This window comes from Halomonas halophila (assembly GCF_030406665.1).
In the GTDB taxonomy this organism is placed as follows: Bacteria; Pseudomonadota; Gammaproteobacteria; order Pseudomonadales; family Halomonadaceae; genus Halomonas; species Halomonas halophila.
This window is the reverse complement of the sequence record NZ_CP129121.1, coordinates 2,393,552-2,414,768: the sequence shown is the minus strand read 5'-3', so window position 1 is coordinate 2,414,768 and position 21,217 is coordinate 2,393,552. Positions and strand designations below refer to the sequence as shown.

The window sequence follows — 21,217 nt, the reverse complement described above, 5'->3', positions numbered from 1 at the left end:
CGATACTGTCGGGCACCGGTGCGGGGCGGGAAGCCCCGCCCGCCATCGCAACCGCTGGAGCAGTGTTCCAGGATTCCAGCGAGCGGCGTGACGAGCGCCCGACGAGAGGTAACGAACATGAGCAAGTCGATCGTGGTGGGCAGCGTCCTGGCGGTACTGGGCCTCGGCGGCATGGCCTTCGGCGCCTGGCAGGTCCAGGAAAGCCGTCAGCCCCAGTTCGCCGATATCACCGGCGTGGAACCCCTGACCCGCACCGTGGAGACCCCGCGCGAGGTGTGCGAGAACGTGGTGGTGCAGCGCCAGGCGCCGACCCGCGATCCGCACAGCGTGGTCGGCACGGCGGCCGGCGCCATCGTCGGCGGGCTGCTGGGCAATCAGGTCGGCGGCGGCAGCGGCAAGAAGATCGCCACCGTGGCCGGTGCCATCGGCGGTGGCCTCGCCGGCCGCGAGGTTCAGCAGCGGGTCGAGGCCGGCCAGACCGTCTCCACCACCGAGCAGCGCTGCCACACCGTCACCGATTCCCACCAGGAGACCACCGGTTACGAGGTCAGCTGGCGCTATGACGGCCAGTCGCACACCAGCCGGCTGGACCAGCGCCCCCAGGGCGAGACGGTGCGCGTCGTGAACGGCGAGCCGCAGTGGGGCGAGCCCCGCAGCCAGAGCTGATGGGTCTCCGACGTGCGGCAGGTGCCGGCACTAAGTCAGGAACGGCAGGAAACAACAGACAGAAGGGCCGTCCCATTGGGGCGGCCCTTCTGCGTTGTGCCTGCTCCGCGGAGCGGGGCGACCCGTGTCAGCCCGCCTTGCGGGCCTGTTGCTCGGCCAGCCGCTCCACGGCCTGGCGGGCCACCGGTTCCAGGCCGCCGGCGTCGGGCTCGTCGAGGCAGGCGACGATGCGCTGCTTCATGGCTCGGGCCCAGAACTTCTCCAGGTGGCTGCAGACGCCTTCCACGGCCTCGGCTTCCTCGCGGCCGCCGCTCAGGTTGGTGGCAATCTGATTGACCATATGCACCAGGGTCTCGCCTTGATCGTGCGACATGCTCTGCTCCTCAACAACCTTGGGCCCGCGCCGACGAGGCGTCGACGGGGCGATGATAGATCAGATGGCGGCCGGGACGGGCGAAGCCGACCAGCAGCAGCCCGGCCTGCTCGGCCTGTTCCACCGCCAGCGAGGTGGCCGCCGAGACGGCCACCAGAGCGCCGATGCCGGCGCTGGCGCTCTTGTGCACCATCTCGTAGCTGGCGCGACTCGAGACCAGGGCGAAGCCGCCGTCGCTGGGGCCGCCCTCCCGGGCCAGGGCGCCGATCAGCTTGTCGAGGGCGTTGTGGCGTCCCACGTCCTCGCGCGCCAGCCGCACGCGGCCGTCGGCCTCGCACCAGGCGGCGGCATGGGTGGCCCCGGTGGCCGCCTGCAGCACCTGGTGATCGGCGAGGGCCCCGAGGGCCTGCTGGATGGCGTCGTCGTCGAGCGCCGGGGCCCGGACCCGCGGAATCGGGCGGATCGCCTGATCCAGCGCCTCGGTGCCGCACAGACCGCAGCCGGTGCGGCCGGCCAGGCTGCGACGGCGCTCCTTGAGCTCCGCCAGCCGCTGGCTGGCGATGCTCAGCTGTACCGTCAGCCCGCCGGGCTCCTCGTGTACCTCCAGGTCGTAGCACTCGTGGGGGTGTGAGAGGATGCCCTCGGTGAGGCTGAAGCCCAGCGCGAACTCCTCGAGGTCGGCGGGGCTGGCCATCATTACCGCGTGGGAGATGCCGTTGTAGACCAGCGCCACCGGCACCTCCAGTGCCAGGGCGTCGTCGACCGCGTCGGCGTCCCGGCCCGACGCACCGCGGTGGACCTCCACGCGCCTGTGCGTCAGGGGAGGGGCGCCGTCGCCGGGCGATGGCGTCCCTCGACGGCTCATGAGGCGGCGTCCCTGGCCGTGGCCAGGTATTCGCGCTGCTGACGGTCGACCTCATCGAAGCGGCGCTGCCACTGCGACGGCTGGCTGACCTTCTCGACCTGCACCGCGGTCACCTTGTACTCGGGGCAGTTGGTGGCCCAGTCGGAGCTGCTGGTGGTGATCACGTTGGCGCCGCTGCCCGGGTGGTGGAAGGTGGTGTAGACCACGCCCGGCTGCATGCGCTCGCTGAGCCGCGCCCGCAGCACCGTCTGGCCGGAGCGGCTGGTGATGCCCAGCCAGTCGCCGTCCTGGATGCCGCGCACCTCGGCGTCGGAGGGGTGCAGCTCCAGCACGTCCTCGTCATGCCACACCTGGTTGTCGGTGCGCCGGGTCTGGGCGCCGACGTTGTACTGGGACAGGATCCGCCCGGTGGTCAGCAGCAGCGGGAAGCGGCGATTGGCGCGCTCCTCGGTGGCCACGTACTCGGTGATCGCGAAGCGGCCGCGGCCGATCGGGAAGTCCACCTCGTGCATGGTCGGGGTGCCCTCGGGATGCTCTTCGTTGCACGGCCACTGCAGGCTGCCGAGCTCGTCGAGCTTGTCGTAGCTGACCCCGGAGAAGGTCGGCGTGAGCCGCGCGATCTCGTCCATGATCTCGGACGGATGCGTGTACTCCATCGGGTAGCCGAGTGCACGCGCCAGGTCGACGGTGACCTCCCAGTCGGCCTTGCCGGCCACCGGCGGCATCACCTTGCGCACGCGATTGATGCGGCGCTCGGCGTTGGTGAAGGTGCCGTCCTTCTCCAGGAAGCTCGAGCCCGGCAGCAGCACGTGGGCGTACTTGGCGGTCTCGTTGAGGAAGATGTCCTGGACGATCAGGCAGTCCAGCGAGCGCAGCGCCGCCTCCACGTGCTGGGTGTCGGGGTCCGACTGGGCGATGTCCTCGCCCTGCACGTAGAGCGCCTTGAAGCTGCCCTCGATGGCGGCGTCGAACATGTTGGGGATGCGCAGGCCCGGCTCGTCATCGAGCTTGACGCCCCAGGCATCCTCGAAGCGGCCGCGCGCCGCGACGTCGGCGACGTGCTGGTAGCCCGGCAGCTCATGGGGGAAGGAGCCCATGTCGCAGGAGCCCTGGACGTTGTTCTGGCCGCGCAGCGGGTTCACGCCCACGCCCTCGCGGCCGATGTTGCCGGTGGCCAGCGCCAGGTTGGCGATGCCCATCACCATGGTCGAGCCCTGGCTGTGCTCGGTGACGCCCAGGCCGTAGTAGATGGCGCCGTTGCCGGCGGTGGCGTAGGTGCGCGCGGCGTGGCGCACGGCCTCGGCGGACACGCCGGTGATCGCCTCGGTGGCCTCCGGGGAGTGGCGCTCCTCGCTGATGAAATCACGCCAGGCGCGATACGCCTCGGTGTCGCAGCGCTTGGCGATGAAGTCGTGATCCTCGAGGCCCTCGGTGACGACCACGTGGGCCAGGGCGTTGACCAGCGCCACGTTGGTGCCCGGGCGCAGCGGCAGGTGCTGGGCATCCTCGAGGTGAGGCGTCTTGAGCAGGTCGATGCGCCGCGGGTCGGCGACGATCAGCGAGGCGCCCTGGCGCAGGCGCTTTCGCATCAGCGAGCCGAACACCGGGTGGGCGTCGGTGGGGTTGGCGCCGATCACGATGATGGCGTCGGCTTCCATCACCGAGTCGAAGGTCTGGGTGCCGGCGGACTCGCCCAGGGTGGTCTTCAGGCCGTAGCCGGTGGGCGAGTGGCAGACCCGGGCGCAGGTGTCGGTGTTGTTGTTGCCGAAGGCCGCGCGGATCAGCTTCTGCACCAGGTAGGTTTCCTCGTTGGTGCAGCGCGAGGACGTGATGCCGCCGATGCTCTCGCGGCCGTGCGCGTCCTGGATCGCCGTGAGGCGCTTGGCGGCGAAGGAGATCGCCTCGTCCCATTCGACCGGGCGCCAGGGCTGGTCGATGGCATCGCGGATCATCGGCGAGGTGATGCGGTCCGGATGGGTCGCGTAGCCGAAGGCGAAGCGGCCCTTGACGCAGGAGTGGCCGTGGTTCGCGTCGCCGCCCTTGTAGGGCACCATGCGCACCAGCTGGTCGCCCTTCATCTGGGCCTCGAAGGAGCAGCCGACCCCGCAGTAGGCACAGGTGGTGATCACGCTGTGCTCGGGCTGGCCGGCGTCGATGACGCTCTTCTCCATCAGCGTCGAGGTCGGGCAGGCCTGGACGCAGGCGCCGCAGGACACGCACTCGGAGTCCATGAAGGCCTCGTCCTGGCCGGCGGCCACCGTCGAGTCGAAGCCGCGGCCGTCGATGGTCAGCGCGAAGGTGCCCTGCACCTCCTCGCAGGCCCGCACGCAGCGCGAGCAGACGATGCACTTGCTGGGATCGAAGCTGAAGTAGGGGTTGGAGTGGTCGGTCTCGGCGGCCAGGTGGTTCTCGCCTTCGAAGCCGTAGCGCACCTCGCGCAGGCCCACCGCGCCGGCCATGTCCTGCAGCTCGCAGTCGCCGTTGGCCGGACAGGTCAGGCAGTCCAGCGGGTGGTCGGAGATGTAGAGCTCCATGATGTTGCGCCGTAGCTTGGCCAGCCGGTCGTTCTGGGTGGTGACCTTCATGCCCGCGGCGACCGGGGTGGTGCAGGCCGCCGGCGTGCCGCGCTTGCCCTCGACCTGGACGGCGCACAGCCGGCAGGAGCCGAAGGCTTCCAGGCTGTCGGTGGCGCACAGCTTGGGAATGTTGATATCGGCCAGGGCCGCGGCGCGCAGCACCGAGGTGCCCTCGGGCACGGTGATCTCGACGCCGTCGATCTCGAGGCTCACCGGGGCCGCGTCGGCGGCGGGGGCCGGCGTGCCGAGGTCCTTTTCGTGCTGGCTGGGGTCGAAGTGCTGAATCATGAGCGGTCTCCTTCCGGCGCGCGCTGGAAGTCGTCGGGGAAGTATTTCAGGGCGCTCTGCACCGGGAAGGGCGTCATGCCGCCCATGGCGCACAGTGACCCGTCTTCCATGGTCTCGCAGAGCTCGCCGAGGAGCTCGAGGTTGGCGTCGCGGTTCTCGTTGGCACGGATGCGGTCGATGACCTCCACGCCGCGGGTCGAGCCGATGCGGCAGGGCGTGCACTTGCCGCAGGATTCGACCTTGCAGAACTCCATCGAGAAGCGGGCCTGCTCGGCCATGTCCACGCTGTCGTCGAACATCACCACGCCGCCGTGGCCGACGCCCGCGCCGACCTCGGCGAAGGTCTCGTAGTCCAGCGGCATGTCCCACTGGTTCTCGGGCAGGTAGGCGCACAGCGGGCCGCCGACCTGCACCGCGCGCAGCGGGCGACCGCTGGCGGTGCCACCGCCGAACTCTTCCATCAGGGTGCGCAGGGTGGTGCCGAAGGCCAGCTCGACCAGACCGCCGCGCTGGACGTTGCCGGCCAGCTGCAGCGCCAGGGTGCCGCGGGAGCGGCCCATGCCGTGGTTGGCGTAGGCCTGTGCGCCCTCGGCGAGGATGAAGGGCACGGCGGCCAGCGACAGCACGTTGTTGACCACGGTGGGGCGGCCGAACAGGCCCTCGATGGCCGGCAGCGGCGGCTTGAAGCGGACCAGGCCGCGCTTGCCTTCGAGGCTCTCCAGCAGCGAGGTCTCCTCGCCGCAGATGTAGGCGCCGGCGCCCAGGCGCACTTCCAGATGGAAGGCGCGGCCGCTGCCCTGGAGGTCGTCGCCCAGGTAGCCGGCGGCCTCGGCGCGCGCGATGGCGTCGTCGAGGATCTCCTTGGCCAGCGGGTACTCGGAGCGCAGGTAGATGTAGCCCTGGGTGGCGTTCACGGCGAGCCCGGCGATGGCCATGCCCTCGATCAGCACGTAGGGGTCGCACTCCATGATCAGGCGGTCGGCGAAGGTGCCGGAGTCGCCCTCGTCGGCGTTGCAGACGATGTACTTCTGGTCCGCCGGGGTGTCGAGCACCGTCTGCCACTTGATGCCGGTGGGGAAGGCCGCGCCGCCGCGGCCGCGCAGGCCGGAGGCCTTGACCTCCTCGACGATGTCCTGGGGCTCGAGCGCCAGCGCGGCCTCGAGGCCGCGGAAGCCGTCGTGGGCCTTGTAGTCATCGACCGACAGCGGATCGGTCACGCCGATGCGGGCGAAGGTCAGGCGCTGCTGGCGGGCGAGATAGGGGATCGACTCGGTCGGCCCCTGGGCCAGCGCGTGGCCGTCACGACCCTCGAGCAGGCCCTCATCGAGCAGCGACGGCACGTCGGCGGGCGTCACCGGGCCATAGGCGACGCGGCCGGCGGGGGTCTCGACCTCGACCAGCGGCTCGAGCCAGGCCAGGCCGCGGGAGCCGTTGCGCACCACGGTCAGCTCGAGGCCACGCCGTTCGGCCTCGCGCTCCAGGCCCGTGGCGACGGCGTCGGCGCCCAGCGAGAGGGCGGTGGTATCACGGGGAACGAAGACGCGGACGCTCATCCGAGCACCTCCAGCGGCTGGGTGCGGAGTTCATCGACCAGGGCATCGAAGCTCTCGGGCGTCACGCGGCCGAGGATCTGGTCGTCGACGCGGACCGAGGGGCCGCAGGCGCAGTTGCCCAGGCAGTAGACGGCCTCGAGGGTGATCTCGCGGTCGGCGGTGGTCTGGTGGTAGCCGACGCCGAGGGTGGCCTTGGCATGGGCTTCCAGGGTGCGGGCACCGCGGGCCTGACAGGCCTCGGCGCGGCACACCTGGACCACATGGCGCCCCGGCGGCGAGGTGCGGAAATGGTGGTAGAAGCTGATCACCCCGTGCACCTCGGCGCGGGTGAGGCCCAGCGATTCGGCGATGATCGGCACCGCGCCTTCGGGCACATGGTCGAAGCGGTCCTGAAGGGCGTGCAGGATCGGCAGCAGGGCGCCGGGCTTGTGCTTCAGGGCGTCGATCTCGGCCTGGACCGCCTGGGGCGTCCACTCTCGGGAATCGTTCATCGAGTACCCCTGGTTATCATTGTAGCTGGCTTTTAAATATGCACGCTTCTTCATATTTTGGGCGGGGCGTGCGTCACGGTCGCGGTAAAGCTAGCATTGGTGTTTCCATGGCGAAATATGAAACTTACTTCACATGAAGCGTATCCGCATCACGCCGGCCTGGTACTTCAGCGACGAGGCCGGTAACCAGCTCGATCCCAAGCTGTTCGGCCTGCTCGAGGCGGTGCATCGCCACGGCAAGCTCACCCAGGCCGCCGAGGCTGTCGGTATCTCCTATCGCCATGCCTGGAACCTGCTCAACAAGTGGGGCGAGTTCTTCGGCATCGCCCTGGTCGACCTCGAGCGTGGCAAGGGTGCACGACTGTCGCCACTGGGCGAGAAGCTGCTGTGGGCCGAGCAGCGGGTGATTGCCCGACTGGGGCCGCAGTTGGAGAGCCTGGGCTCCGAGCTCAACCTCGCCATCCAGCAGACCCTCGAGGGCGTCAAGCCGGTGCTGCGGCTCTATGCCACCCACGGCTATGCCGTGGAGCTGCTCCCGGCCTATCTCGATGAGCTGCGCCTCGATCTCCAATATTGTAGTTCCCGTGAGGCCCTCTCGGCGCTGCATCGCGGGGCCTGCGATCTGGCCGGTTTCCACCTGCCGCGGGGGGAGGTCGGCAAGCGGGTGAGCCGCGGCTATCGAGACCTGCTCAAGCCGCGCAGCTATCGCGTCATCCGCTTCATCACCCGACGCCAGGGGTTGATCGTGGCGCCGGGAAATCCATTGGGTGTCAAAGGGTTGAACGATCTGGCCAAGGGCGAGGTGCGCTTCATCAATCGCCAGGTGGGGTCGGGCACCCGGGCGCTGCTGGACGGCCTCCTCGAGGGCGAAGGGCTCGCGACGCGGCGCATCCGCGGCTATGAACTCGAGGAATACACCCACTCGGCGGTGGCGGCCTATGTCGCTGCCGGCATGGCAGAGGTCGGTTTCGGGGTGGAGGCGGCGGCGCGGCGCTTCGGTCTCGACTTCGTGCCGCTGGCGCTGGAGGACTATCTGCTGGTCGGTCATCGGCGCAGCCTGGCGGAGCCCAAGCTGCAGTCGCTGTGTCAGGTGATCGCCGGCGAGGCGTTTCAGGCGGCGGTGGCGGAGCTGCCGGGCTATCGGCCGGATCGCTGCGGCCAGGTGGAGGGCATCGAGTCGCTGCTGCCGGATTGACGCACGCGGCGCCGGGCGGCGCCGCGTGACAGGCCTGGTTCAGGTCAGGCTCAGGTCAGGACATGACCCAGCGCCAGGAAGCCGCCGGCGGTGATCAGGGCGCCGATCAGCGCGTAGGGGAACTGGGTCAGGCCGTGCTGCATCGGCAGGCAGCCGCTGCCCTGTGAGGACAGCACCGAGGAGTCGGAGAAGAAGCAGGCGTGGCTGCCGAAGCTCGAGGCCGACAGCAGGGCACCCACCACCAGCGGCATCGGGGCATCCATGTGCTGGGCCATGGGGACCACGATGGGGATCGAGATCACGAACACGCCCCAGGAAGAGCCCGTGGCGAACACCACCACCGCCATGGACACGAACACCAGGACGGGCAGCAGTGCCGGCGTCAGATAGGGGGCGAGGGCATCGATCATGAACTGGGTCATGCCCAGCTGGTCGTTGACCTCGCGCAGCACGAAGCCCACGGCGACGATGGCCAGCGGCAGCATCATGGTACGGAAGCCGTCCATGATGCCGTCCATCAGGCTGGCGAAGGTCGCCAGGCGCTGGATGAGGTAAAGCACCAGGGTGAACAGGGTGGCGACCATCACGCCCTTGAGCAGGTCGATCTCGAAGTAGGCGCTGGCACCGATCAGTACCGCCATGGGGGCGAGGAAGTTGAACACGCCGCGCCACGGCGACTGGTTGGGCGTCGTCTCCCCCAGGGCTTCGTCCGGGGCGCCGTCGGGGATCGGCTGGCCGGCCCGGGCCCGGGCTTCGGCGGCCTTCATCGGGCCGATGTCGGGCAGCTTGCCGCTGGCCACCAGCACCACCAGGCCCATGGCCACCCAGCCGTAGAGCATGAACGGGATCGATGCGATGTAGAGTCCCATGCCGGGGCCGTCGGTGGCGCCGTTGGTTTTCAGCAGTTCGGCGAAGTACACCGCCCAGGTGGAGATCGGCACCAGGATGCAGATCGGCGCCGCCGTGGAGTCGACGATATAGGCCAGCTTCTCGCGGGAGACGCCGAAGCGATCGGTGAGACGCTTCATGGCCGCCGAGGTCGCCAGGGCGTTCAAGTAGTCGTCGATGAAGATCAGCACGCCCAGCAGCGCGGTGCTGAGCATCGACTGACGGCGCGTCTTGACCAGTCGGGTCATGACGTGACTGAAACTCAGGGTGCAGCCGGACTTCTCGAGCATGGCGATGAAGCCGCCCATCAGGCCGCAGACCAGGATCAGCCAGGCGATGGTCTCGTTCATCATCACCGACAGCGAGATGTCGGCCAGCTCGCCGATGAAGTCCTCCGGCTGCAGCATGATCAGGCCGGACAGCGCGCCGATGGCCAGCGCCTCGAGGGTGCGGTGCGTGGCAATGGCCACCACCAGCACGATCAGCGAGGGGACCAGGCTGGCCCAGCCGTAGTCGCTGCCGGGGTCGTGGGTCAGCGTCAGCGCGGTGACCGTGCCCAGCACGGCCAGCACCAGCAGCAGGGTGCGGCCGGTACCGTCCCGGGCCGGCAGCGAGGGTGAGAAGGGGTGGGTGGTGCTCATGACGACCTCCATCTTGTGGTGTTGTGAGGTTCGGCAGGCGCGAGGCGAGCCTTGGGTCGTTGTGATCGTTGCCGGCGCGACCGTGCCGCGTCCCCGCGGGCGGTGATGCCGCCCACGGTCGAAGGTGGAAGGATGGCTTTCCTGCTCAGACGTGGCGCAGGTACCAGTCGTATTCCAGCTTGCTGACCGCCTGCATGGCCTGGTCGCGCTCGGCACGGCGGTTGGCGAGGAAAACGCGCAGGAACTGTGGTCCCAGGGCTTCGGTGAGCGCCTTGCTCTCCTTGAGCAGGTCCAGGGCCTGGCTCCAGCTGTTGGTCAGGCTGGGGGCGACCTGGTCGTAGGCATTGCCGGTGATCGCCGGCGGAGGCGTCATTTGCTGGTGCAGGCCGTGTTCGATGGCCGCCAGCAGGGTGGCGACCAGCAGGTAGGGGTTGGCGTCGGCGCCGGCCACGCGGTGCTCCAGGCGCCGTGCGGCGTTGGGGCCGGAAGGAATGCGCACCGCCACCGAGCGGTTGTCGAAGCCCCAGGTCGGCGCCATGGGCACGTAGAGGCCGGGCTGGAAACGGCGGAAGGAGTTGAGGTTGGGCGCGAACAGGGCCATCGAGGCGGGCATCATCGCCAGCAGCCCGGCCACCGCCTGCTTGAGCCGGGGGGTGCCCAGCGGGTCGCCGTCTTCGGCGGCAAAGACGTTGTGCCCGCTCTCGTCGAGCAGGCTGATATGCACGTGGGTGCCGTTGCCGGCCTCGTCCCCGTATGGCTTGGCCATGAAGGTGGCCTCGAAGCCGTGCCGCAGGGCGATGCCCTTGATCAGGCGCTTGAGCAGCACGGCGCTGTCGCAGGCCGCCAGGGCATCGTCGCAGTGAATCAGGTTGATCTCGAATTGACCGGGGGCGCATTCCTTCAGGGCGGTATCCAGCGGGAGGGCCTGGGTCTCGGCGGCGGTGTGCACCTCCTCCAGGAAGTCCGCGTATTCGTCGAGCTCGCTGATCGAGTAGAGCTGGCTATGCGTGGCGCGCTCGCCCGTCGCCGGTGAACAGGGCGGCTGCACCATGCCCAGTTCGTTTCGGCTGCGATCCACCAGGTAGAACTCCATTTCCACCGCCACCACCGGGGTGAGGCCTTCCCGCTTCAGCCGTTCGAGCACGCCGGCGAGCAGCTGACGCGGGTCGACGGGGTACGGGCCGCCGTTGCTGTCTTCCATGGTCATCAGCAGCTGCGCCTGGCGGCCATCGCGCAGCCAGGGCGTCGGCATCAGGGTGCCCGGCACGGGGCGGCAGACGCGGTCGCCGTCGCCGGTGTCCAGTCCCAGCCCCGTGGCTTCCACCGTGTTGCCGAGAATGTCCAGAGCGAAGACCGAGGCCGGCAGGTTGATGCCGTGCTCGAAGGCCTTCTCCAGGTTGTCGCGGGGGATGCGCTTGCCGCGCATCACGCCGTTGAGGTCGCTGATCAGCAGATCGATGCTGGTGACCTCGGGGTGGCGGGCCAGGAAGTCGCGGGCTTCGTCGACGGGGTGAGAGGGCATGATGACACCTGTTTTTAGGATGTTGGCATGGTCGTCATCATTGGTGTTCTTCGCTTTTGTTGTCAAATTTTTTACGTTTATGGCGCTTTTGACAATGTGGTGATTTCCGTATTTTTGATTGTTATCTCAATAATATCAGTGTGTTGTGATTTATTTTCTGATGCTGTCGCTTTCGTCGGGTTGGCAAGATTAAGCAACCAAGATATGTTGAGCAAACCATAACAACTTTCTGTCCTGTCGTTTCGAGGAGGCTGCCATGCAGAGCCGACCCCTGGTGGGAGTGATCGCCTGTCGCCGTGAGGTGGAAGGGCATCCCGCCCATATGGTGACCGACAAGTACCTGAGCGCGCTGCGCGACTACGGGCTCGAGCCGGTGATACTGCCGGTCTGGGAGGGGGGCGATGCCGCCGCTGTGACACCGCTGCTGTCACGGCTGGACGGCCTGCTGCTGACCGGGAGTTACACCAACGTCGAGCCAGCCCGCTACGGCGCCGAGCGGGCGCCCGAGAACACCCGTGACGATCGTCATCGCGACGCCGCGGCCATGGCCTGGGTGCCGGCGGCGCTGGACCTCGGTCTGCCGCTGCTGGGGATCTGCCGCGGTTTCCAGGAACTCAACGTGGCCTTCGGCGGCAGTCTTCACCAGGCGGTTCAGACCGTGCCCGGCATGCTCGATCATCGCGAGCGGGCGGGCGAGCGGGCGGCCCAGTATGCGCCGGCCCACGAGCTTTCGATTCGCCCGGGCGGACGCCTGGCGGCGCTGTATCCCGAGCCTCGCTCTCGGGTCAACTCCCTGCACCAGCAGGGCATCGACCGCCTCGGCGAGGGCCTGACCGCCGAGGCCCAGGCGCCGGACGGCCTGGTCGAGGCCATCTCGGTGACCGATGCGCCGGGCTTCACCCTGGCCGTGCAGTGGCATCCCGAATGGAAGCCTCGGGAGCATCCGCTCTACGACGCCATCTTCCGCGGCTTCGCCGAGGCCTGTGGCGACCATGCTCGCGTCGCCGCCCCGGTCGCGACCCCGGCCTGATCGGCCGCGAGTGTCATCAAGGAGAATCATCATGCAGACATCGCAATATCAGGCCCGCGACCGCGCGCATCATCTTCATCCGTTCACCGATTTCAAGGCGCTGGGCGAGGAGGGCAGCCGCGTCGTGACCCATGCCGAGGGCGTCTACATCCACGACAGCGAGGGGCACCGTATCCTCGACGGCATGGCGGGACTGTGGTGCGTGAACCTGGGTTACGGCCGTCGCGAGCTGGTCGAGGCGGCGACCGCTCAGCTCGAGCGGCTGCCCTACTACAACACCTTCTTCAAGACCACGCATCCGCCGGCCCTGCAGCTGGCCGGGAAGCTCTGTGAGCTCGCCCCGGCACACGTCAATCATGTCTTCTTCACCGGCTCGGGTTCCGAGGCCAACGACACCGTGCTGCGCATGGTGCGCCGCTACTGGGCGCTGAAGGGGCGCCCCGGCAAGCGCTGGGTCATCGGCCGCGAGAACGGCTATCACGGTTCCACCCTGGCCGGCATGAGCCTCGGCGGCATGGCGCCCATGCACGACCAGGGTGGGCCCTGCGTGCCGGAGATCGCCCATGTCGCGCAGCCCTATTGGTTTGGCGAGGGCCGTGACCTGTCGCCGGAGGCCTTCGGGCGCCGCTGCGCCGAGGCGCTGGAGGACAAGATCCTCGAGCTCGGCGAGGAGAACGTCGCCGCCTTCATCGCCGAGCCGGTCCAGGGGGCCGGCGGCGCCATCATGCCGCCGGCGAGCTACTGGCCGGCGGTGAAGGCCGTGCTGGCCAAGTACGACATCCTGCTGGTCGCCGATGAGGTGATCTGTGGCTTCGGTCGCCTCGGCGAGTGGTTCGGCAGTCAGCACTTCGGCCTCGAGCCGGACCTGATGCCGATCGCCAAGGGGCTTTCCTCGGGCTACCTGCCGATCGGCGGCGTGCTGGTCGGCGATCGGGTGGCCGAGGCCCTGATCGAGGAGGGGGGCGAGTTCTTCCACGGTTTCACCTACTCGGGGCATCCCACCTGCGCCGCCGTGGCGCTGAAGAACCTGGAGCTGCTGGAGGCCGAGGGCGTGGTCGATCGCGTGCGCGATGATCTGGGGCCCTATCTGGCCCGGCGCTGGGCCGAGCTGGGCGAGCATCCCATCGTCGGCGAGGCGCGCTCGCTGGGGCTGATGGGCGCCCTGGAGCTGGTCGCCGACAAGGCCTCGGGTACGCGCTTCGACAAGTCGCTGGGCGCCGGCAACCTGTGCCGCGATCTGTGCTTCGAGGCGGGGCTGGTGATGCGCTCGGTGGGCGATACCATGATCATCTCGCCGCCCCTGGTGATCACCCGCGACGAGATCGATGAACTGGTGCGCCTGGCCCGCCAGGCGCTCGACGAGACCGCGGCTCGCCTGGCCGAGCATTCGGTGACCGACAACGCCCCGCGAGAGGAGACCCGCGCATGAGCCCCGCCCCGACGACCCGTGACGACTGGAAGGCGCTGGCCGCCTCGCTGGTCGAGCAAGGCTTCGAGACCCGCGCCTACGTCGACGATGCCTTCGTCGACGCCGTCGACGGCGCGACCCTGACCACCGTCAACCCGGCCACCGGCGAGGCGCTGGCCGAGGTGGCGAGCTGCGACGCCGCCGACGCCGAACGGGCGGTATCGGCCGCCCGGCGCGCCTTCGACGCCGGCGAGTGGTCGCGCCTGGCCCCGGGCCAGCGCAAGGCCGTGCTGCTGCGCCTGGCCGAACTGATGGAGGCCCATCGGCACGAGCTGGCGCTGCTCGACACCCTGGACATGGGCAAGCCGGTCGGAAGTTCGCTCGGCGACATGGCCGGCGCCATCGGCTGCATTCGTCACCATGCCGAGTCCATCGACAAGCTCTACGGCGAAGTCGCGCCCACCGGCGAGGAGAGCCTGGGGCTGGTGCTGCGCGAACCGCTGGGGGTGGTGGCCTCCATCGTGCCGTGGAACTTCCCGCTGATGATGACCGCCTGGAAGATCGGCCCGGCGCTCGCCGCCGGCAACAGCGTAATCTTGAAGCCCTCGGAGAAGTCGCCGCTGTCGGCGCTGCGCCTGGCCAGCCTGGCCCGCGAGGCGGGCCTGCCGCGCGGCGTGTTCCAGGTGCTGCCGGGCTTCGGCCATACCGTGGGCAAGGCGCTGGCGCTGTCGATGGACGTCGACTGCCTGGCCTTCACCGGCTCGACCGGGGTCGGCAAGCAGCTGATGCAGTACGCCGGCCAGTCCAATCTCAAGAAGGTGTTCCTGGAGTGCGGCGGCAAGAGCCCGAACCTGGTGTTTGCCGACTGCAAGGATCTCGACAGGGTCGCCGAGCACGCCGCCGGGGCGATCTTCCACAACCAGGGCGAGGTGTGCATCGCCGGCTCGCGGCTGCTGGTCGAAAACAGCATTCGCGAGGCCTTCGTCGACAAGGTGCTGGCCGCCGCCGAGCGCATGCAGCCCGGCGACCCGCTGGACCCGGACAGCTTCATGGGTGCGATGGTCGACCAGGCCCAGTACGAGCGGGTGCTCGACTATATCCGCCGCGGCGTGGCGGAGGGCGCGACCCTGCGCGCCGGTGGCGAGGCCACCGCCATCGAGGGCAAGGGGCTGTTTATCCCGCCGACGGTGTTCGACGGCGTCACCGAGACCATGGCCATCGGCCGCGAGGAGATCTTCGGCCCGGTGCTGTCGGTGTTCGGCTTCGACAGCGAGGACGAGGCGGTGCGGCTCGCCAACGACAGCGACTACGGCCTGGCGGCCGGGCTGTGGAGCCAGGACATCGATCGCATCATGCGCGTCACGCGCCGGCTGCGCTCGGGCCAGGTGTTCGTCAACAACTGGGCGGACATGGACCAGACGGTGCCCTTCGGCGGGGTCAAGCAGTCGGGCAACGGGCGCGACAAGTCGCATCACTCGCTGGAAGAGTACTCCGATCTCAAGAGCGTGTGGATGACGCTGGCGCCCTGAGGGGCGGAGCCTGGAGCACTGATGGGGGAGGGGAACCCTCGACTTGCCGGCCGCGGTTCGCCGCGGCCGGCTTTTTTCGTGCCGCGGGCTCGGTCAGGAAACGGCGTCCTGGGCGGCGGCCAGGGGGGGGAAGGATTGCGGCGCTGTTCGCCGCGTGGCACACCCGTCACCTCGTCAGGCGATCGTCGGCCGGCTCGTTATGGGGGCGTCGAATGAGCGCCGGGAGCGGAATTTTCTTGTACAATGGTTGTTTCTAAGTTGTACGAAATTCTGGCTCTTGCGGAGGAAATGGCATGTTGAACTGGCTCAAGCGAGACCCGCTTAAGAAGCTCCAGCGGCAGTACGAGCAGAAGCTGGAGGAGGCCATGACGGCTGCACGCAACGGTGACATGCGGTCCAATGCGGTGCTGACCGAGCAGGCCGAGGCGCTGCGGGCGGAGATTGAGCGGCAGAAGAGCTGAAAGCGGCGGTGGCCGGCTGGCCTGGCGAATGACCCGATCGAGGCGCGGTGCGTGGAGTCGTCCGCCCCACGCCTCATCCGGGAAAGGGGGGAGGATTAGGCCGTCGTGTCCTGATCGGCGCGGCGCTTGGCGACCGACTCGCCGCTCAGGCCGAAGTCCTGGGGCGCGATGTCGGAGAGCACGATGCGCACGCTCTCCGGGGTGCAGTCGATGGCCTCGACGCAGGCCGCGGTGATCTTCTCGATCAGGGCTTCCTTCTGCTCGGCGCTGCGGCCTTCGATCAGCTGGATGTTGACGTTCGGCATGGGGATCTCCCGGGGTGGGGGGCGATGTCCGGCGGTGGTGCCGGGGCGTCGCCACGTTCAGAAGCTGCGGGCCGGGGTGGCGCAGCTGACCAGTCGGCAGGCGACCTCGCCGACGTTGCGAAAGCGATGGGGGACGTTGGTGTCGAAGTAGTAGGCCTCGCCGGAGGTCAGCACGCGGGTCTCGGCGCCGATGGTGATCTCGATCTCGCCCTCCAGCACTACGCCGGCTTCCTCGCCCTGGTGGGCGATCATCTCGCGGCCGGTGTCGGCCCCCGGGGGATAGGTCTCGACCATGAAGTTCAGCGCGCGGGCGGTGCGATTGCCGCCGACCAGCTTGTAGATGACGTCGCCGCTGCCCACGTCGGCCAGCTCGTCGGCCGAATAGAACACCTGGTCGCGGCTCTCCAGGTCCATGGTGAAGAAGTCGCCGACGCTCATGGGGATGGCATCGAGGATCTTCTTCAGTGAGCTCACCGAGGGGCTGACCTTGCCCTGCTCGATGAGCGACAGGCTGGAGTGGGTGACGCCACAGCGCTTGGCCAGTTCGCGCTGGGAGATGCCTCTCAGTTTACGCAGGGCACGCAATCGCGCGCCGACGTCTTCTGCCATGGTTCATCCTCTGAAGTCGACGGGGCGGGCCGGTCAGGCCCGCCCCTCGGGGCTCAGCACAGGGCGTCGAGCTTTTCCTTGAGCAGGGCGTTGACCTGCTGGGGGTTGGCGGTGCCGCGGGAGGCCTTCATCACCTGGCCGACGAAGTAGCCGATCATCTTGCCGCGCTTGTCCGGCTCGGCGTCGCGGTACTGGGCGACCTGGGCCGGACTGTCCGCGATCACCTGATCGATCATGGCCTCGATGGCGCCGGTGTCGGTGACCTGCTTCAGCCCCTTGGCCTCGATGATGGCGTCGGCGCTGTTGTTTTCTCCCCCGCCTTCGCCGTGCCACAGCGCCTGGAACACCTGCTTGGCGGCCTTGCCGTTGATGGTGTCGTCCAGCACCCGGACGATCAGGCCGCCGAGCTGGTCGGCGGAGACCGGGCTGTCGACGATCGCCAGGCCCTCGCGGTTCAGGGCGCCGGACAGCTCGCCCTGGACCCAGTTGGCGGCCTGCTTGGCGTCGCCACAGACCGCATGAACGCGCTCGAAGTACTCGGCCATGGCACGGCTCGCCGAGAGCACGCCGGCGTCGTAGGCGGAGAGGCCGAGCTCGCCCTGGAAGCGCTCGCGCTTGGCGGCCGGCAGTTCCGGCAGCTGGCCGCGCAGGTGGTCGACGTAGGCCTGGTCGAGCACCACCGGCAGCAGGTCGGGGCAGGGGAAGTAACGGTAGTCGTTGGCCTCCTCCTTGGTGCGCATGCTGCGGGTCTCGTCGGCCTCGGGGTCGTAGAGACGGGTCTCCTGGACCACCGTGCCGCCGTCCTCGAGCAGCTCGATCTGGCGCTCGACCTCGAACTCGATGGCACGCTCGACGAAGCGGAAGGAGTTGACGTTCTTGATCTCGGCGCGGGTACCGAAGGCTTCCTGGCCCTTGGGGCGCACCGAGACGTTGACGTCGCAGCGCATCGAACCCTCGGCCATGTTGCCGTCGCTGATGCCCAGATAGGTCACGATGGAATGGATCGCCTTGAGGTAGGCCGCGGCCTCCTTGGCCGAGCGCATGTCCGGCTCGGAGACGATCTCCAGCAGCGGCGTGCCGGCGCGGTTGAGGTCGATGCCGGTCATGCCGTGGAAGTCCTCGTGGAGCGACTTGCCGGCGTCCTCCTCGAGGTGGGCGTGATGCACGCGGATGCGCTTGCTCTCGCCGTCGTCGAGCAGGATCTCGACCTCGCCCGGGCCGACGATCGGCTCATACATCTGGCTGGTCTGGTAGCCCTTGGGCAGGTCCGGGTAGAAGTAGTTCTTGCGGTCGAACACCGAGACCTCGGGGATCTCGGCGTGGATGCCGAGGCCGAACTGCACGGCCATGGCCACTGCCTGCTCGTTGAGCACCGGCAGCACGCCCGGCAGGCCCAGGTCGACGGCGCAGGCCTGGGTGTTGGGCTCGGCGCCGAACGCGGTGGAGGCGCCGGAGAAGATCTTGGAGCGGGTGGCGAGCTGGACGTGGACCTCCAGCCCGATCACGGTTTCCCATTGCATCAGGCGGTCTCCTCGGCGAGGTCGGGACGGCGCAGGTGCCAGTCGGTGGCCTGCTGGAACTGGTGGGCGACGTTGAGCAGCTGGGCCTCGGCGAAGTGGGTGCCGAGGATCTGCAGGCCCACGGGGCGGCCGCCGGCGAAGCCGGCCGGCACGCTGATGCCGGGGATGCCGGCCAGGTTGACGGCGATGGTGTAGATGTCCTGCAGGTACATCGACACCGGGTCCTTGTTGGCGCCCAGGTCGAAGGCCGGGGTCGGCGAGGCCGGGCCCATCAGCACGTCGACCTCCTCGAAGGCGTCGAGGAAGTCCTGGCGGATCAGGCGGCGGACCTTCTGCGCCTGCTTGTAGTAGGCGTCGAAGAAGCCCTCGGAGAGGGTGTGGGTGCCGATCAGGATGCGCCGCTTGACCTCCTCGCCGAAGCCCTCGCCCCGGGAGCGCTTGTAGAGGTCGATCAGGTCGGTCGGGTTCTCGCAGCGGTGGCCGAAGCGCACGCCGTCGAAGCGCGACAGATTGGAGGAGGCCTCGGCCGGCGCGATCACGTAGTAGGCCGGGATCGCATAGTGGGTATGCGGCAGGCTGACCTCGCGCACCGTGGCGCCGAGCGATTCGTAGACCGCGATCGCCTCGCGCACCGCGCTCTCGACCTCGGCGGAAAGGCCGTCGCCGAAGTACTCCTTGGGCAGGCCGATCTTGAGGCCGGACAGCGGGGCGTCGAGGCCCTCGGTGTAGTCCGGCACGCCGCGCGCCACGCTGGTGGAGTCGCGCAGGTCGTGGCCGGCGATGGCGCCGAGCAGGTGGGCGCAGTCCTCGGCGGTGCGGGCCATGGGGCCGGCCTGGTCGAGGCTCGAGGCGTAGGCGATCATGCCGTAGCGCGACACGCGACCGTAGGTCGGCTTCAGGCCGGTGATGCCGCAGAAGGCCGCCGGCTGACGGATCGAGCCGCCGGTGTCGGTGCCGAGCGCCGCCGGCACCAGGCCCGCGGCCACCGCGGCGGCGCTGCCGCCGGAGCTGCCGCCGGGCACGGCGCCGAGGTCCCAGGGGTTCTTCACCGCGCCATAGAAGCTGTTCTCGTTGGACGAGCCCATGGCGAACTCGTCCATGTTGGTCTTGCCGAGACTCAGGGTGCCGGCCGCGGCCAGTTTCTCGACCACGGTGGCGTCGTAGGGCGCGTCGAAGTTGTCGAGCATCTTCGAGCCGCAGCTGGTCTTGACGCCCCGAGTGCAGAAGATGTCCTTCAGTGCCAGCGGGAGGCCGGTCAGCGGGCCGGCCTCACCGAGCGCGCGGGCGGCATCGGCGCGATCCGCTGCTTCGAGCGCGGCATCGCCAGTAACGGTGATAAAGCTGTTGAGCGCGCCGTCATGGCGCTCGATGCGCGCGAGCAGATGTTCGGTCAGCTCGCGGCTGGAGAACTCGCCGGCCGCCAGGGCGGCGGCGAGTCCGGTCAGTGTCTGGTCGTGCATGGGGCCGGGGCTCCGTGATGACATGTCATTGACGACGAAAGAGGGAGGCGGTCATTCGACGACTCGCGGCACCAGATAGAGGCCGTTCTCCACCGCGGGGGCGCAGCGCTGGAAGGTCTCGCGCTGGTCGGCCTCGGTGACCTCGTCGGCGCGCAGGCGCTGGGTGGCGTCCAGCGGGTGGGCCAGCGGGGCGACGCCGTCGGTGTCGATCGACTGCAGCTGGTCGGCCATCTCCAGGATGCGGCCCAGGTCGTCGAGGTAGCGGTCGGCCTCACCCTCGTCCAGGCCGAGACGGGCCAGGTGGGCGGCCCGGAGAACGTCTGCGTGTTCAAGCGCCATGATCGGGTGTCCTCGAAAGGGTGGCAGAAAAGACCGCAGAAGTTATCACATTCGCGTCACGGCGGGCAGGGGCCAGGGGCGTGGCGCTTGCCGCTGGGGGGGTGCAGTGATACGGTTTGCCCCCGCACAGGGTCCCCGGTCTGCACTAGGTAACGACTTCATGTTCAAACGTTTGAGGGGGCTGTTTTCCAGCGATCTGTCGATCGACCTGGGGACGGCCAATACGCTGATTTACGTCCGCGGGCGCGGCATCGTGCTCGACGAGCCGTCGGTGGTGGCGATCCGCCAGTCCGGCAACATGCGCAGCGTGGCCGCCGTGGGTGCCGACGCCAAGCGCATGCTGGGCCGCACACCGGGCAACATCACCGCCATCCGCCCGATGAAGGACGGCGTCATCGCCGACTTCACCGTGACCGAGCAGATGCTGCAGTACTTCATCCGCAAGGTCCATCAGAGCACCTTCCTGACGCCGAGCCCGCGGGTATTGGTCTGCGTGCCCTGCATGTCGACCCAGGTCGAGCGCCGCGCCATCAAGGAATCCGCCGAGGGCGCCGGCGCCCGTGAGGTGTTCCTGATCGAGGAGCCCATGGCCGCGGCCATCGGCGCCGGTCTGCCGGTCGAGGAAGCCCAGGGCTCGATGGTTGTCGACATCGGCGGTGGCACCAGCGAGATCGCCATCATCTCGCTCAACGGCGTGGTCTATTCCGAGTCCATCCGCGTCGGTGGCGACCGTTTCGACGAGGCGATCATCGCCTACGTGCGTCGCCACTACGGCAGCCTGATCGGCGAGTCCACCGCCGAGCGGATCAAGGAAGAGATCGGCTGCGCCTACCCCGGCGGCGAGCTGCGCGAGATCGACGTGCGCGGCCGCAACCTGGCCGAGGGCATTCCGCGCAGCTTCACCCTGAATTCCCACGAGATCCTCGACGCCCTGCAGGAGACCCTGGGCTCCATCGTCGCGGCGGTGAAGAGCGCGCTGGAACAGTCGCCCCCCGAGCTGGCCTCCGACATCGCCGAGCGCGGCCTGGTGCTGACCGGCGGCGGTGCGCTGCTGCGCGATCTCGACAAGCTGATCGCCGAGGAGAGCGGCCTGCCGGTGGTCGTCGCCGAGGACCCGCTGACCTGCGTGGCCCGCGGCGGCGGCAAGGCCCTCGAGATGATCGATCAGCATACGTTTGAACTGCTCTCCAGCGACTGACGTTGGAAAGCGCTGATTTATTGCTGCGCTCGATATCCTGGCCACCGGCGGTGCCGGTACGCCGGCCCGGTCGGCTCTCATGTAGCAGGCTACACTGCGGGCGCTGTGCTCCGGCGGCGGCCAGGCTAGGCGCCCCCGCCTCTCGTCGCTCGCGACATAAATCAGCGCTCTCCCGCGGAAGCTAGAAGCACCAGGGGCGGGTGGCCTCTCGACGGCCTCGCCTAGGCGTCGCGGCAAGAGGCCCGACGCCGCCAAGGAGAATAGGGAGAGGACGCCATCAAACCGCTGTTCTCGCACGGC

Annotated in this window: 19 protein-coding genes; 7 read left to right on the top strand and 12 right to left on the bottom strand. The window is 68.7% G+C overall.

Translation table 11 applies throughout. The features are described from left to right. Nucleotides 1-117: 117 nt before the first annotated feature. Nucleotides 118-666, top strand: a complete 549-nt coding sequence (locus QWG60_RS11230) for a glycine zipper 2TM domain-containing protein (protein ID WP_035597858.1) — start codon at nucleotides 118-120, stop codon at nucleotides 664-666. Between the two features lie 127 nt (nucleotides 667-793). On the opposite strand, the gene QWG60_RS11225 is transcribed toward QWG60_RS11230, so the two are convergent. The 5 genes from QWG60_RS11225 to QWG60_RS11205 are packed head-to-tail and all read right to left on the bottom strand — an operon-like array spanning nucleotide 794 to nucleotide 6,812. Continuing rightward, entirely contained in the window at nucleotides 794-1,039 is a 246-nt protein-coding gene (locus QWG60_RS11225) for a formate dehydrogenase subunit delta (protein WP_035597861.1), read from the bottom strand. A gap of 10 nt (nucleotides 1,040-1,049) precedes the next feature. Then, entirely contained in the window at nucleotides 1,050-1,904 is an 855-nt protein-coding gene (gene fdhD / locus QWG60_RS11220) for a formate dehydrogenase accessory sulfurtransferase FdhD (protein ID WP_046079805.1), read from the bottom strand. Then, on the bottom strand, nucleotides 1,901-4,768 hold the full coding sequence (fdhF, locus tag QWG60_RS11215) for a formate dehydrogenase subunit alpha (RefSeq protein ID WP_046079804.1): 2,868 nt from the start codon (nucleotides 4,766-4,768) through the stop codon (nucleotides 1,901-1,903). Before fdhF ends, fdhD begins: the two co-directional genes overlap by 4 nt. Next, nucleotides 4,765-6,321, bottom strand: coding sequence for a formate dehydrogenase beta subunit (locus QWG60_RS11210; protein WP_146907329.1), 1,557 nt, complete (start codon nucleotides 6,319-6,321; stop codon nucleotides 4,765-4,767). Before QWG60_RS11210 ends, fdhF begins: the two co-directional genes overlap by 4 nt. Further along, a complete protein-coding gene (locus tag QWG60_RS11205; protein WP_046079802.1) occupies nucleotides 6,318-6,812 on the bottom strand; it encodes a formate dehydrogenase subunit gamma in 495 nt (164 codons plus the stop codon). The genes QWG60_RS11210 and QWG60_RS11205 overlap by 4 nt, the downstream gene beginning before the upstream one ends. A gap of 133 nt (nucleotides 6,813-6,945) precedes the next feature. Between QWG60_RS11205 and QWG60_RS11200 the strand changes: the two genes are divergently transcribed. Next, nucleotides 6,946-8,007 (top strand): substrate-binding domain-containing protein, encoded by a 1,062-nt coding sequence (locus QWG60_RS11200; RefSeq protein ID WP_035597874.1) that lies wholly within the window; start codon nucleotides 6,946-6,948, stop codon nucleotides 8,005-8,007. 50 nt (nucleotides 8,008-8,057) lie between these two features. Here the strand turns inward: QWG60_RS11200 and QWG60_RS11195 are convergent, their stop codons facing one another. Continuing rightward, a complete protein-coding gene (locus QWG60_RS11195; protein ID WP_107180771.1) occupies nucleotides 8,058-9,536 on the bottom strand; it encodes a Na+/H+ antiporter NhaC family protein in 1,479 nt (492 codons plus the stop codon). Nucleotides 9,537-9,681: 145 nt separating this feature from the next. Then, on the bottom strand, nucleotides 9,682-11,058 hold the full coding sequence (locus QWG60_RS11190) for a glutamine synthetase family protein (protein WP_146907331.1): 1,377 nt from the start codon (nucleotides 11,056-11,058) through the stop codon (nucleotides 9,682-9,684). A 256-nt stretch (nucleotides 11,059-11,314) separates the two neighbouring features. Between QWG60_RS11190 and QWG60_RS11185 the strand changes: the two genes are divergently transcribed. The 4 genes from QWG60_RS11185 (at nucleotide 11,315) to QWG60_RS11170 (ending at nucleotide 15,486) form a co-directional block, all read left to right on the top strand. After that, complete coding sequence (locus QWG60_RS11185; protein WP_146907333.1) at nucleotides 11,315-12,088, top strand: gamma-glutamyl-gamma-aminobutyrate hydrolase family protein; 774 nt, start codon at nucleotides 11,315-11,317, stop codon at nucleotides 12,086-12,088. A gap of 31 nt (nucleotides 12,089-12,119) precedes the next feature. Beyond that, a complete protein-coding gene (locus tag QWG60_RS11180; RefSeq protein WP_146907336.1) occupies nucleotides 12,120-13,517 on the top strand; it encodes an aspartate aminotransferase family protein in 1,398 nt (465 codons plus the stop codon). Next, the gene (locus tag QWG60_RS11175) at nucleotides 13,514-15,025 is read left to right on the top strand and encodes an aldehyde dehydrogenase (protein ID WP_146907338.1); all 1,512 of its coding nucleotides are present in this window, start codon (nucleotides 13,514-13,516) and stop codon (nucleotides 15,023-15,025) included. The genes QWG60_RS11180 and QWG60_RS11175 overlap by 4 nt, the downstream gene beginning before the upstream one ends. Nucleotides 15,026-15,318: 293 nt before the next feature. Further along, on the top strand, nucleotides 15,319-15,486 hold the full coding sequence (locus QWG60_RS11170; protein ID WP_107180767.1) for a DUF6435 family protein: 168 nt from the start codon (nucleotides 15,319-15,321) through the stop codon (nucleotides 15,484-15,486). Between the two features lie 95 nt (nucleotides 15,487-15,581). Here QWG60_RS11170 and QWG60_RS11165 read toward each other — a convergent pair whose 3' ends face one another. From QWG60_RS11165 to gatC, 5 genes are read right to left on the bottom strand one after another with little or no spacing between them, the layout of a single operon-like run. Next, nucleotides 15,582-15,791, bottom strand: a complete 210-nt coding sequence (locus QWG60_RS11165; RefSeq protein WP_035598404.1) for a tautomerase family protein — start codon at nucleotides 15,789-15,791, stop codon at nucleotides 15,582-15,584. 57 nt (nucleotides 15,792-15,848) lie between these two features. Then, on the bottom strand, nucleotides 15,849-16,400 hold the full coding sequence (locus QWG60_RS11160; RefSeq protein WP_035598406.1) for a cupin domain-containing protein: 552 nt from the start codon (nucleotides 16,398-16,400) through the stop codon (nucleotides 15,849-15,851). A 53-nt stretch (nucleotides 16,401-16,453) separates the two neighbouring features. Further along, the gene (gatB, locus tag QWG60_RS11155) at nucleotides 16,454-17,920 is read right to left on the bottom strand and encodes an Asp-tRNA(Asn)/Glu-tRNA(Gln) amidotransferase subunit GatB (RefSeq protein WP_046079789.1); all 1,467 of its coding nucleotides are present in this window, start codon (nucleotides 17,918-17,920) and stop codon (nucleotides 16,454-16,456) included. Next, complete coding sequence (gatA, locus tag QWG60_RS11150; protein WP_046079788.1) at nucleotides 17,920-19,380, bottom strand: Asp-tRNA(Asn)/Glu-tRNA(Gln) amidotransferase subunit GatA; 1,461 nt, start codon at nucleotides 19,378-19,380, stop codon at nucleotides 17,920-17,922. Before gatA ends, gatB begins: the two co-directional genes overlap by 1 nt. A gap of 51 nt (nucleotides 19,381-19,431) precedes the next feature. Next, nucleotides 19,432-19,719 carry an Asp-tRNA(Asn)/Glu-tRNA(Gln) amidotransferase subunit GatC gene (gene gatC, locus QWG60_RS11145; protein WP_035598414.1) on the bottom strand — a complete coding sequence of 96 codons (288 nt, stop codon included), beginning with the start codon at nucleotides 19,717-19,719 and terminating at the stop codon, nucleotides 19,432-19,434. A gap of 160 nt (nucleotides 19,720-19,879) precedes the next feature. Here gatC and QWG60_RS11140 point away from each other — a divergent pair, with 160 nt between their 5' ends. Next, entirely contained in the window at nucleotides 19,880-20,917 is a 1,038-nt protein-coding gene (locus QWG60_RS11140; protein ID WP_035598417.1) for a rod shape-determining protein, read from the top strand. Nucleotides 20,918-21,217: the final 300 nt, after the last annotated feature.